The organism is Thiopseudomonas denitrificans, from assembly GCF_002866065.1.
Lineage (GTDB): Bacteria > Pseudomonadota > Gammaproteobacteria > Pseudomonadales > Pseudomonadaceae > Thiopseudomonas > Thiopseudomonas denitrificans.
Genome location: NZ_LNJZ01000008.1, coordinates 81,919 through 94,593, shown reverse-complemented (window position 1 = coordinate 94,593; position 12,675 = coordinate 81,919). Strand labels below are relative to the sequence as shown.

The window sequence follows — 12,675 nt, the reverse complement described above, 5'->3', positions numbered from 1 at the left end:
AGTTGCTTGCCGGATGGTTCGCGGGTGGGCCGTTTCGCGGAAATCCGGGACCTGTGCGGGCTTTGCCACCACTGGCCAGGCTGCCCCGGAGCGGCAATATCAGCTGTCTGCAGGCGTGCCGATACCGGGTGGCCATTGTACAGGATTCTGTATGCGTACGCGCTTCTGCCGGCTCAACTCGCCGCTTTCAATGGTGATTGCATTGCGCGGAACGGCAAACAGCTTGCTCAGGAAGCGCACCAGTTCGGCATTGGCCTTGCCGTCGACCGGCGGGGCCTGCAGGCGGATCTTCAGGCGCTCGCCATGCTCCCCGGCCAGTTCGCTGCGCTTGGCTCCGGGCTGGATATGGCACTGCAACACCAGGTCGGTGCCATCCAGCCGTGCGTAGCTGGTCATTACATGAACGGGCTGATGATGGCCGGCATCCGGGTCTGTATGGCCAGGTTGGCAATCACGAACTTGTCCAGCAGGTTGAGCGCAAGAAAGGCGAAAATCGGCGAAATGTCGATGCCGCCAAGGTCCGGCAGAAAGCGGCGAATGGGCGACAGCACCGGTGCGCACACCTGATGCACCAGCTCGACCGCCGGGTGACGGCTGCCTTGGGCCACCCAGGACAGGATGACGCTGATGATCAGGGCGAAGAAGAAGATCTTCACGAACAGGCTGGCCAGGCTGATCAGGCACCACAGGGCGAGCATCGCCAGCAGGGGCGGCAGCTCGGCGGCAGGCGCGCCGGCAATGAGGAAAATTGCCAGCGACAGTGCCATGTGTACCAGCCAGGCCAGGACCAGCGAGGCTAAATCGATGCCGCCAAAACCGGGAACGATGCGGCGCAGGGGCAGCAGCAACGGCTGGGTCGCCTTGACCACAAACTGGCTCAGCGGATTGTAGAAGTCGGCACGTACCAGCTGCAGCACGAAGCGCAGCAATATCAGCAGGATGTACAGTTGTCCCAGGGTTTGCAGGACATAGATCAGGGCTTGGGGTCCGGACATGGATATCTCTTATATGGGTATGTTGTCAGCAAGCGAATACATTAGCCTTTCAGCAGGGGTGTTGGCCAGTTTTGATATGCAGGCAGAGCTGAATGTTCCACAGGACCATGCGGAACACAGAATGTAGGTGCGAATTTATTCGCACAGTTCGGCAATTGTTTGTGCGAATAAATTCGCACCTACAGAGGCTATCAGCCGCCACCCAGCTCGCGGGCTAGCCCGGCGGAGCGGTCGGCAGCAGCCTGCAGGGCGCGCTCAACCATCGGGCGGAAGCCGTCCGCCTCGAAGCTGCGGATCGCGGCATCGGTGGTGCCCTGCGGCGAGGTAACCCGGGCACGCAACGTGGCGACATCCACATCGCTCTGGCAGGCCATTTGCGCCGCGCCCAGTGCGGTCTGGCGGGCCAGCTCGGTGGCGGTGTCTGCATCCAGGCCGAGGCGGACGCCGGCTTCGGTCATGGCCTCGATCAGCAGGAAGAAGTAAGCCGGGCCACTGCCGGAAACGGCGGTAACGGCATCCAGCAGCTGCTCCTGCGGCACCCAGACACTGCTGCCGACGGCATCCAGAATGGCGGCAGCCTGCTGGCGCTGGATTTCACTGACCTGGGCGGCGGCATAGAGCCCGCTGATGCCCTGTTGCAGCAGCGCCGGGGTATTGGGCATGCAGCGCACCACCGGCAGGTGGCCGAGCCACTGCTGCAGGCTGGCGCAGTTGATGCCGGCGGCAATGGAAATCACCAGCTGGCCAGGCTTGAGTGCCGGTGCCAGGGCCAGGCACACCTCGCGCATGATCTGTGGCTTGACTGCCAGCAGCACCACATCCGCGTCAGCGCAGGCAGCCGCATTGTCGGTATGGGTGTGAATGCCCAGGTCGCGCTCCAGCTGGTCGCGCCGTTCGGCGGAGGGCTCGCTGGCGTGGATGTGGGTAGCTGGCATGCCCTTGGCCAGCAGGCCACCGATCAGGCTGGCTGCCATGTTGCCGGCACCGATAAAAGCGATATGCAGATTGTTCATGAGAGATCCGTTGTCTGGTCGTGTGGGTGAAGGCGCGGGTATGGATTGCGCAAATATGGTCATATCTTCCGGCCTGGCGGGCTAATCGCCATCAGGCCGGCAGCATGCGGCAGGAGACCGCTGTAGCCAGCGCGGTGATGATGAAAAGCAAGACTAGCTCCGCGCCCCGAAAATGGCGGTACCGATGCGCACCCAGGTGGCGCCTTCGGCGATGGCGGCTTCCAGGTCATCGCTCATGCCCATCGACAGGCAGTCCATCGGGGTTTGCAGCAGCCCGTTGACCTGTTCCAGCAGCAGCCGGGTTTGACGAAAAGCCGCGCGTTGTTCTTCAGTGTCATGGCTGGGCTGTGGAATCACCATCAGCCCGCGCAGGCGCACATTATCCAGCTTCTCCACCGCCCGTGCCAGCTCCGGCAACTCGGCCGGCGCGCAGCCGGACTTGCTTGCCTCGCCACTGATGTTCACCTGTAGGCAGATGTTCAGTGGGCTGCGGCCTGCCGGGCGCTGGGCTGACAGGCGCTCGGCGATTTTCAACCGGTCGACAGCATGGGCCCAGTCGAAGTGTTCCGCCACGGCCCGGGTCTTGTTGGACTGGATGTTACCCAGAAAATGCCAAACCAATGGCAAATCTGACAGTTGCGCTTGTTTTTCGAGTGCTTCTTGTAGATAGTTTTCACCCATGTCATGCAAGCCGGCCCGGTATGCCTGCCCGATGGCACTGGCCGGATGGGTCTTACTGACAGCCAGCAAGCCGATCTGCCCGGCCGGGCGCTGGCAGGCCTGTGCCGCAGCGGCAATCCGGCTGCGAACACGGGCAATATTCTCTGTTATGGTAGACATTATTTGTCCCGTTGGTTGTAATGACGACGGCTGCTCATGTTAACTGCTTGTGAATCATATTTGGGGGATCAATGGATATTACCGAATTGCTGGCGTTCAGCGCCAAACAGGGTGCGTCCGACTTGCACCTGTCGGCCGGCCTGCCGCCCATGATTCGTGTTGACGGCGACATCCGCCGCATCAACGTGCCGCCGCTTGAGCACAAGGACGTACACTCCATGGTGTACGACATCATGAATGACAAGCAGCGCAAGGACTTCGAGGAGTTCCTGGAAACCGACTTCTCGTTCGAGGTTCCCGGCATCGCCCGTTTCCGGGTCAACGCCTTCAACCAGAATCGGGGGGCCGGTGCCGTCTTTCGGACCATTCCGTCCAAGGTACTGACACTGGAAGACCTGCAGCTGGGCGAGGTGTTTCGCCGCATTGCCGACGTGCCGCGCGGCCTGGTGCTGGTTACCGGACCGACCGGTTCGGGCAAGTCGACCACGCTGGCTGCCCTGATCGACTACCTCAACAGCACCCGCTACCAGCATATCCTGACCATCGAAGACCCGATCGAATTCGTCCACGAGTCGAAAAAGAGCCTGGTCAACCAGCGGGAAGTGCACCGCGACACCCTGGGCTTCAACGAAGCGCTGCGTTCGGCGCTGCGGGAAGACCCGGACGTGATTCTGGTCGGTGAGTTGCGTGACCTGGAAACCATCCGGCTGGCCCTGACCGCTGCGGAAACCGGTCACCTGGTGTTCGGCACCCTGCACACCACCTCGGCGGCCAAGACCATTGACCGGATCGTCGACGTATTCCCCGCTGAAGAAAAGTCCATGGTGCGCTCGATGTTGTCCGAATCATTGCAGGCGGTGGTTTCGCAAACGCTGATGAAAAAAATCGGCGGCGGCCGAATTGCCGCACACGAGATCATGCTCGGCACCCCCGCCATCCGCAACCTGATCCGTGAAGACAAGGTGGCACAGATGTATTCGGCCATCCAGACCGGCGGCAGCATCGGCATGCAGACCCTGGACAGCTGCCTGACCAAACTGCTCGGCTCAGGCAAGATCAGCCGCGACAGTGCCCGCGAAAAAGCCAAAACCCCGGAAAACTTCTAATGGCTTGCACAGACAGCTAGCCGGCAACCGTAGGACACAAATATGGAACTGGAACAACTGCTACGCCTGATGGTGGAAAAGGGCGGCTCCGACCTGTTTATCACTGCAGGGGTGGCTCCGGCCATCAAGATTCACGGCAAGGTCATGCCCGTGGGCCGCACCGCCCTGTCGCCCGAAGCCACCCGCGAGCTGGTGCTGGGCGCGATGAACGAGCAACAGCGCCGCGAATTTGCCGAAACCCTGGAGTGCAACTTTGCCATCAGCGCCCGTGGCATCGGCCGTTTCCGCGTCAGTGCCTTCTATCAGCGCAACCTGGTCGGCATGGTGCTGCGCCGCATTGAAACGCGCATCCCGACGGTGGACGAGCTCAAGTTGCCCGAGGTGGTCAAGGAAATCGCCATGGCCAAGCGTGGCCTGGTGTTGTTTGTCGGTGCCACCGGTACCGGTAAATCCACCTCGCTGGCGGCCATGATCGGCCACCGCAACGAGAACAGTTCCGGCCATATCATTTCCATCGAAGACCCGGTCGAGTTCATCCACCAGCACAGGAACTGCATCGTTACCCAGCGTGAAGTCGGCATCGACACCGAATCGTTCGAGGTGGCGCTGAAAAACACACTGCGCCAGGCACCGGACGTGATCCTGATTGGCGAGGTGCGTACCCGCGAGACCATGGACTACGCCGTCACCTTTGCCGAAACCGGTCACCTTTGTCTGGCCACCCTGCACGCCAACAACGCCAACCAGGCGCTGGACCGCATCATCAACTTCTTCCCGCCGGACCGCCACCAGCAGATCTGGCTTGATTTGTCACTCAACCTGCGGGCGATCATTGCCCAGCAGCTGATTCCCACGGCAGATGGCAAGGGCCGTCGCGCGGTGATCGAGGTGATGCTGAATACACCGCTGGTTGCCGACCTGATCCGCAAGGGCGCGGTGGAAGAAATCAAGCCGCTGATGACCCGTTCCAGCGAGCTGGGCATGCAGACCTTTGACCAGGCGCTGTATGAACTTTATACCCAGGGCGCCATCAGTTACGAAAACGCGCTGGCCTACGCCGACTCGGCCAACGACTTGCGCCTGATGATCAAGCTGGGCCCCGATCTGGGCCGGGACAAGCTGGACCGGGCGACCCAGAAACTGTCACTGGAGATATCGGACGAACCTGGTGGCGTGACCAATTTCAGAGTGGAGTAAAACATACGCATGTCGAAACAAATCCGGGTATGGGACCTGCCCCTGCGCTTTTTTCACTGGGCGCTGGTGGTGTCCGTTGTGGTGGCGCTGGCCAGCGGCCTGAAAGGCAATATGGGCCTGCACCAGCAGGCCGGACTGGCCGTGGTGACCCTGCTGTCATTCCGTCTGGCCTGGCTGTTTCTGGGCTCCACCTATGCCCGCATTGGTGCCTTGCTGGGTGCGTTGCCGCGCATTCCCGACTACCTGCGTGGCAACTGGCGCAAACCGGGTCACAACCCGCTTGGTGTACTGTCGATGGGAGCCATGTTGCTGGTGCTGGGCTGGCAGTCAGTCAGCGGTTTGTTCACCAATGACGACAGTGTCTTTACCGGCCCGCTGTACCGCCTGATCGACAAGGCCGACAGCCTGATGCTGACCGGCTTGCACCGGCAGACTTTCTGGTTGCTGGTTGGCCTGATCGCTCTGCATGTGGCCACGGTGCTGTTCTACTGGCTGGTGAAAAAGAACAATCTGGTCAAGCCGATGATCACCGGCAATACCGAGCAGCTCAACGAAGAATACAAGCCGGCTACCGGCGGTCGCTGGCTGGCGTTTGTCCTCAGTTGCCTGTTTGCCGTTGGTGCCTTCTACGTGGCGCAGGGCAGCTGGGTACCCAAGCCCCCGCCGCCAGCCCCGGCCTCGGCGCTACCTTTCTAACCTGCCAAACACCTGCCACATGCCCGGCGATGCCGGGCATTGTTCGAATGAATGCGCCCCTGTAGGTTCGAATTCATTCGCACAAAAACCCGCACAAAAACCCGCACAAAAACCCACACAAATACCTGCACCAACACCTGCCCGGCTACGCCGGGCATTGTTCGAATGAATTCGAACCTACAAACGCGCCTCCTGTAGGGGCGAATTTATTCGCACAAAACCCCGCACAATGTTCTTCGAACAGAATCGCGTGGCAACAAAAAATCCGGCACGAGGCCGGATTTTTTGTTGCCACGCGATTCTGTTCGAAGAACATTGTGCGGGGTTTTGTGCGAATGAATTCGAACCTACAAACGCGCCTCCTGTAGGTGCGAATTTATTCGCACAAAAACCCGCACAATGTTCTTCGAACAGAATCGCGTGGCAACAAAAAATCCGGCACGAGGCCGGATTTTTTGTTGCGCAGGGCAAATCAGTCCATACGGAACTTGTCGTGACAGCCTTTGCAGCTCTGGCCGGCTGCACCGAATGCCTTGGCCACAGTGGCCTTGTCACCGGTTTCGGCAGCGGCAGCCAGCTCGGTGGCGGCCTTGTGGAAGGCCATGCCGACTTCGGTCACGCCTTCAATATCGGTGAACATTTCCGGCTTGACGCGGGTTTTGGTGTTGCCGACGTTTTTCTCGGTGCCGGGAATGAACAGCGCGCCCATGCCGGAGTTGGCAGTGGCGGCAATGCTGTTGGCAGCGGCCTGGACCTGTTGCGGGTTCCACTCGACGTCGCCGTCAATGGCCATGGCCTTGATCTTGGCCATGTTCCAGGCCATGAACTTGTAGCCGGCCTGACGGAATTCGATGGCTTCCTCGGCATCCATGGCAAAGGCGTTCAGGCTGGTGGCCAGCGCAATGGCAGACAGACTGCCCAGTACGATTTTCTTCATGTGTCTCTCCTCAGGTTGAAGCTTCGGTGGTTTTTACCCGGTGCAGGTAATAATAAAATAGTTGCGTATTGTATAGATAACCCCGGTCAGGGTACATCGGTAGCTGACAAACGGTCAGTCGTCGGAAAATATTCCGCCTGCTTGCGATACGCTGCAATAGCGCGTATTTTATACGGCCTTGTCGGCATGGCGGTCCAACAGCCTGCCGGCACTGTCTTAATAAGCGCAGGTATTTGCTGCTATCGGCTACCAGGGAAAAGGCACGCCGGGTCTGTGAACAAGATTTTCTGAATGTAAACAAGCCGCACAGGGGTTGCGGTTGCCACCACGCATCAGCTGTCGGCGGCAGGGTGTTACAGTCACAAAAGCTTGTTTTTGTTAAAACACTGCTTTGCCCGAAGACCGGGCAGATTATTGTCCGCCGTGCCCCGGCGGTTTTACAGACTGGATACAGGAGCTGTGCGCGTGAAAAAGCGTTTTATTCCCTTTGCTGCCCTTTCACTGACCGTTGCCGTCACCGCTCAGGTGCAGGCCGCCGACGAGCGCGTGTTGCACGTGTATCACTGGTCGGACTACGTGGCCCCGGACACCATCAGCAACTTTGAAAAGCAGAGCGGCATCAAGGTGGTGTTTGATGTCTACGACAACAACGAAGTGCTGGAAGCCAAGCTGCTGTCCGGCCACTCCGGTTATGACATCGTGGTGCCGTCCAACCCCTTCCTGGCCAAGCAGATCAAGGCCGGCGTGTACCAGAAACTGGACCGCAGCCAGCTGCCGCAGTGGGACAACCTGAATGCCGACCTGCTGAAAACCCTGGAAGTCAGCGACCCGGGCAACCAGTACTCCATTCCCTACATGTGGGGCTCGATCGGCATTGGCTACAATCCGGACAAGGTCAAGACCGTGCTGGGCGACGTTGCCGTCGACAGCTGGGAGCTGATCTTCAACCCGGAATATGCCGCCAAGCTGCACGAGTGCGGTATCGCCCTGCTGGACTCGCCGACCGAGATGATCCCGGCGGCCATGTACTATCTGGGCCTGCCACCTGAAAGCGAAAATCCGGAGCACATCAAGCAGGCTGAAGAGCTGCTGCTGAAGGTGCGTCCGTACATTACCTATTTCCACTCGTCCAAATACATTTCGGACCTGGCCAACGGCAATATCTGTGTGGCAGTGGGTTACTCCGGCGACATCTACCAGAGCAAGGCGCGGGCAGAAGAGGGTACCGGCAAGGTAAAAGTCGAGTATCAGATCCCGCAAGAGGGTGCGGGTACCTTCTTTGACATGGTCGGCATTCCGGCTGACGCGAAAAACGTCAAGGAAGCCCACGAGTTCATCAACTACCTGCTGCAGCCGCAGGTGATGGCGGACCTGACCAACTACCTGCAGTTCCCCAACGCCAACAGCGCGGCGACACCGCTGGTGGACGAGGAGTACCGCAATGATCCGGGCATCTATCCGAGTGACGAGATGCTGAAGAAGCTGTATGCCTTCCCGGACCTGTCGGCCAAGGGCCAGCGTGCGATGACCCGTAGCTGGACCAAGATCAAATCAGGCAAGTGATTTTTGCCTTGCGGTGGATAGGGTTGCTGCAGACCTGTACTGCAGCTACGCCAACCCGCTCCATTAAAATGGATCGGGCCGGCTGAGGCTTTGTACAGCTCTCCAGCAACCCTGAAACACCGCGTGCGTTGAGGGAGAGTATGGTCCGGCGTTGCCGGACTGCTGTCGCGGTGTCCGGGTTGGGCGTCGTAAAACAATGGCAGCTGTTGTTCAGGCTGCGAAACATTATTGTGCCGTCCGCATGGTGCGGGTGGCTTTGTAACTGGTCCGAGGTGACCCACCAAATAAACTTGTGAGGACGTACTGTTGAGCAAAATCACTCCATCCCTGCTGCTGGGTGCAGCACTGAGCCTTTCCATTGGCGGTGCCGCGCATGCTTCCAGCGTGCACGTGTACAACTGGTCCGACTACATCAGCGAAACCACGCTGGACGACTTCAAGGAAAAGCACGGCATCCGTGTGGTCTATGACGTGTTCGATTCCAACGAAACCCTGGAAGGCAAGCTGCTGGCTGGCCGTAGCGGTTATGACGTGGTGGTGCCGTCGGATCACTTCCTGGCGCGCCAGGTGCAGGCCGGCGTGTTCCAGAAACTGGACCGCAGCAAGCTGCCCAACTGGAGCAACCTGGAAGAACACCTGATGGAACAGATCGCCGTCAACGATCCGGGCAACCAGTACGCTGTGCCTTACCTGTGGGGTACCAACGGCATCGGCTACAACGTCGACAAGGTGAAGGAGGTGTTGGGCGTTGACAGCATCGACTCCTGGGCTGTGCTGTTCGAGCCCGAGTACATGGAAAAGCTGAGCACCTGTGGCGTGGCTTTCCTCGATGCGGCTGATGAAATGCTGCCGGCCGTGCTCAACTACATGGGCCTGGACCCGAATTCCACCAAGGCCGCTGATTATGACGTCGCCGTGGAAAAGCTGAACAAGATTCGTCCTTACGTGACCTATTTCCACTCGTCCAAGTACGTGACCGACCTGGCCAACGGCGACATCTGCGTGGCAGCCGGTTTCTCCGGTGACGTGCTGCAGGCCGCCGACCGTGCCGATGAGGCCGAAAACGGTGTCAACATTGCCTACAGCATCCCGAAAGAGGGTGGCAACCTGTGGTTTGACGTACTGGCGATTCCGGCTGATGCCGGCAACGTGGATGAGGCGCACGTCTTCATCAACTACCTGCTGGAGCCGGCGGTGATTGCCGACATCAGTGACTATGTCGGTTACGCCAACCCCAACAAGCACGCCGACGAGCTGATGGACGAAGAAGTACGCAATGATCCGGGTGTTTATCCGGCGCAGGAGGTACTGGACAAGCTGTTCATCTCCAAGCCCCTGTCGGCCAGTGCCCAGCGTACCAAGACCCGTGCGTGGACGCGCTTCAAGTCTGGTCGTTGATTTTTGCTCTGCGGTGTCAGGGTTTGGCGGGGTGTTGCATCAGGCTGACGCTGGCTCGGGCCATAAATGTCCCAAGCCGCTAATGCCTGACACAACACCCCGCCAAACCCGAATCTACCTTGAGCGGGTGGAGGGATTGGGTCCCGCCTTGCGGCGGGATGCTGTCGCAAGTTGGTTGCAGGCATGGTGCTGTGCCTGATGCAGAATGACAGCTGTGGGCAAGGGCTGAAGAAGCGACAGCAGGGCGGCAAAGCCGCCCCAACCCTCCCCCAAAAAAGGGTTGCGACACACACGGACTATCTGCGGATGACGGGGTGGGTGGCAGCAAAGCCTTGGTCGCCATGGATGGCGACCGGGAGCCTACATGGACGTACTCGCGGCGTCTTTGCAGCTATCCACCCCGTCAGCCGCCAACACTAAAACCAGACCCTAGCAACCCGTAACAAAAAACACCCCTGAACACATTTAAAGAGAAAACCACATGGCAATACCTTCGGGCGCATATAAAAAAGCGCTGGCCAACATGCAAAAGCCCAAAGACGTTCTGGTGGAAATCAAGAAGGTCTCCAAGAGCTTTGGCGACACCGTGGCCGTGGATGAAGTCAGCATCAAGATCAACAAGGGCGAAATCTTTGCCCTGCTCGGTGGTTCCGGCTCCGGCAAGTCCACTTTGCTGCGCATGCTGGCCGGGTTTGAAACCCCCACCGAAGGCAAGATCTACCTCGATGGCGTCGACATCACCGACATGCCGCCCTACGAGCGGCCGATCAACATGATGTTCCAGTCCTATGCACTGTTCCCGCACATGAACGTCGAGCAGAACATCGCCTTTGGCCTCAAGCAGGACGGCCTGCCGAAAGAGGAAATCCAGGAGCGTGTCGACCAAATGCTGCGTCTGGTACACATGACCAAATACGCCAAGCGCAAACCGCACCAGCTGTCCGGCGGGCAGCGTCAGCGCGTGGCACTGGCCCGTTCGCTGGCCAAGCGGCCCAAGCTGCTGTTGCTGGATGAACCCATGGGCGCGCTGGACAAGAAGCTGCGCTCGCAAATGCAGCTGGAGCTGGTGGAAATCATCGAGCGTGTCGGTGTGACCTGCGTGATGGTGACCCACGACCAGGAAGAAGCCATGACCATGGCCGAGCGCATCGCCATCATGAACCAGGGCTGGATCGAGCAGGTCGGCTCGCCGGTGGACATCTACGAAACCCCGGCCAACCGCATGGTGTGCGAGTTCATCGGCAACGTGAACCTGTTTGACGGCGAGCTGATCGTTGAAGAGCCGGACCACGCCATCATCGCCTGTCCGGACCTGCCGCTGCCGATCTACATTGGTCACGGTATCGCCTCGCGTGAAGAGAACAAACGCGTCACCTTCGCCCTGCGTCCGGAAAAACTGCTGCTGTGTAGCGAAAAACCCGAAGACCTGGAGTACGAAGAATACAACTGGAGCACCGCCACCGTGCACGATATCGCCTATCTGGGCGGCCACTCCGTGTATTACGTCGAGCTGCCATCGGGCAAGATCGCCCAGGCCTTCATGGCCAACTCCGAGCGCAATGTGAAACGCCCGACCTGGGATGACGAGGTGTTTGTCCACTGGGTCGATGACAGCGGCGTGGTATTCCAGCAATGAAAAGCCTGACCGGACTGCACCTGCGCCGCTGGCTGCCCAAGGGCCGCCATGCGCTGATTGGCGTGCCCTTTTTGTGGCTGCTGGTATTTTTCCTGCTGCCGTTTGGCATCATCCTCAAGATCAGTTTTGCTGAGGCGGATATTGCCATTCCGCCCTATACCAGCCTGGTTGAATGGGCCGACCAGCAGCTGACCGTGCTGCTCAATCTGGGCAACTACATCCTGCTCAGCGAGGACAAACTGTACGTCGCCGCCTATCTGGGCTCGGTGAAAATCGCACTGGTCAGCACCTTTTTGTGTCTGCTGGTCGGCTACCCGATGGCCTACGCCATTGCCCGCTCCAGTGAGCCGATGCGCCCGGTGTGGCTGCTGCTGATCATGATGCCGACCTGGACCGCGCTGCTGATCCGCGTCTATGCCTGGATGGGCATCCTCAGCAATAACGGTATTTTGAATAACTTCCTGCTCTGGACCGGGCTGATCAGCGAGCCGTTGCAGATCCTCAACACCAATATTGCGGTGTATATCGGCATTGTTTATGCCTACCTGCCGTTCATGGTGCTGCCGCTGTACGCCAACCTGGCCAAGCATGACCTGTCGCTGCTGGAAGCTGCTGCGGACCTGGGTGCACGGCGCCATACCACCTTCTGGAAGATCACCTTCCCGCTGTCCAGGGGCGGCATCATCACCGGCTGCATGCTGGTGTTCATCCCGGTGGTGGGCGAGTTCGTCATTCCCGAGCTGCTCGGCGGCCCGGAAACCCTGATGATCGGTAAAGTGCTGTGGCAGGAGTTCTTCAACAACCGCGACTGGCCGGTGGCTTCGGCGCTGGCGGTGGTGATGCTGCTGATCCTGATCATCCCGATTGTGCTGTTTAACCGCACCCAGGCCAAAGAGCTGGAGAGCTAGGGGCAGGAAATTGTAGGTGCGAATTCATTCGCACACATGAACGGGGAATCAATGTAGGTGCGAATTCATTCGCACACATGAACGGGGAATCAATGTCGGTGCTCATACGTTCGCACACTGCGGTGTCAGGGTTTGGCGGGGTGTTGTGTCAGGCATTAGCGGCTTGGGACATTTATGGCGGTGCGAATTCATTCGGACACATGAACGGGGAATCAATGTCGGTGCTCATACGTTCGCACACTGCGGTGTCAGGGTTTGGCGGGGTGTTGTGTCAGGCATTAGCGGCTTGGGACATTTATGGCGGTGCGAATTCATTCGGACACATGAACGGGGAATCAATGTCGGTGCTCATACGTTCGCACACTGCGGTGTCAGGGTTTGGCGGG

Annotated in this window: 12 protein-coding genes; 7 read left to right on the top strand and 5 right to left on the bottom strand. The window is 59.2% G+C overall.

Going from position 1 to position 12,675, the window contains the following annotated elements:
* Window positions 1-99: 99 nt before the first annotated feature.
* The 4 genes from AR306_RS08100 to AR306_RS08085 form a co-directional block, all read right to left on the bottom strand.
* Window positions 100-396 (bottom strand): DUF167 family protein, encoded by a 297-nt coding sequence (locus AR306_RS08100; protein ID WP_101497073.1) that lies wholly within the window; start codon window positions 394-396, stop codon window positions 100-102.
* Window positions 396-995 carry a YggT family protein gene (locus AR306_RS08095; protein WP_101497072.1) on the bottom strand — a complete coding sequence of 200 codons (600 nt, stop codon included), beginning with the start codon at window positions 993-995 and terminating at the stop codon, window positions 396-398. Before AR306_RS08095 ends, AR306_RS08100 begins: the two co-directional genes overlap by 1 nt.
* Before the next feature lie 191 nt (window positions 996-1,186).
* Window positions 1,187-2,008, bottom strand: a complete 822-nt coding sequence (gene proC, locus AR306_RS08090) for a pyrroline-5-carboxylate reductase (RefSeq protein WP_101497071.1) — start codon at window positions 2,006-2,008, stop codon at window positions 1,187-1,189.
* A gap of 153 nt (window positions 2,009-2,161) precedes the next feature.
* Window positions 2,162-2,848: a YggS family pyridoxal phosphate-dependent enzyme gene (locus AR306_RS08085; protein WP_101497070.1), complete on the bottom strand. Its 687-nt coding sequence runs from the start codon at window positions 2,846-2,848 to the stop codon at window positions 2,162-2,164.
* Window positions 2,849-2,919: 71 nt separating this feature from the next.
* Here AR306_RS08085 and AR306_RS08080 point away from each other — a divergent pair, with 71 nt between their 5' ends.
* The 3 genes from AR306_RS08080 to AR306_RS08070 are packed head-to-tail and all read left to right on the top strand — an operon-like array spanning window position 2,920 to window position 5,847.
* Window positions 2,920-3,954 carry a type IV pilus twitching motility protein PilT gene (locus tag AR306_RS08080; protein ID WP_101497069.1) on the top strand — a complete coding sequence of 345 codons (1,035 nt, stop codon included), beginning with the start codon at window positions 2,920-2,922 and terminating at the stop codon, window positions 3,952-3,954.
* A gap of 42 nt (window positions 3,955-3,996) precedes the next feature.
* Window positions 3,997-5,151 (top strand): PilT/PilU family type 4a pilus ATPase, encoded by a 1,155-nt coding sequence (locus AR306_RS08075; RefSeq protein ID WP_101497068.1) that lies wholly within the window; start codon window positions 3,997-3,999, stop codon window positions 5,149-5,151.
* Between the two features lie 9 nt (window positions 5,152-5,160).
* Window positions 5,161-5,847, top strand: coding sequence for a cytochrome b/b6 domain-containing protein (locus AR306_RS08070; protein WP_101497067.1), 687 nt, complete (start codon window positions 5,161-5,163; stop codon window positions 5,845-5,847).
* A gap of 472 nt (window positions 5,848-6,319) precedes the next feature.
* On the opposite strand, the gene AR306_RS08065 is transcribed toward AR306_RS08070, so the two are convergent.
* Window positions 6,320-6,784 (bottom strand): c-type cytochrome, encoded by a 465-nt coding sequence (locus AR306_RS08065; protein WP_101497066.1) that lies wholly within the window; start codon window positions 6,782-6,784, stop codon window positions 6,320-6,322.
* A gap of 465 nt (window positions 6,785-7,249) precedes the next feature.
* Between AR306_RS08065 and AR306_RS08060 the strand changes: the two genes are divergently transcribed.
* The 4 genes from AR306_RS08060 (at window position 7,250) to AR306_RS08045 (ending at window position 12,289) form a co-directional block, all read left to right on the top strand.
* On the top strand, window positions 7,250-8,347 hold the full coding sequence (locus AR306_RS08060; protein ID WP_101497065.1) for a polyamine ABC transporter substrate-binding protein: 1,098 nt from the start codon (window positions 7,250-7,252) through the stop codon (window positions 8,345-8,347).
* 327 nt (window positions 8,348-8,674) lie between these two features.
* The gene (locus tag AR306_RS08055; RefSeq protein ID WP_240622529.1) at window positions 8,675-9,745 is read left to right on the top strand and encodes a polyamine ABC transporter substrate-binding protein; all 1,071 of its coding nucleotides are present in this window, start codon (window positions 8,675-8,677) and stop codon (window positions 9,743-9,745) included.
* A 481-nt stretch (window positions 9,746-10,226) separates the two neighbouring features.
* A complete protein-coding gene (locus AR306_RS08050; RefSeq protein WP_101497063.1) occupies window positions 10,227-11,381 on the top strand; it encodes an ABC transporter ATP-binding protein in 1,155 nt (384 codons plus the stop codon).
* A gap of 32 nt (window positions 11,382-11,413) precedes the next feature.
* Window positions 11,414-12,289, top strand: a complete 876-nt coding sequence (locus AR306_RS08045) for an ABC transporter permease subunit (RefSeq protein WP_101497293.1) — start codon at window positions 11,414-11,416, stop codon at window positions 12,287-12,289.
* The last annotated feature ends 386 nt before the right edge of the window (window positions 12,290-12,675 follow it).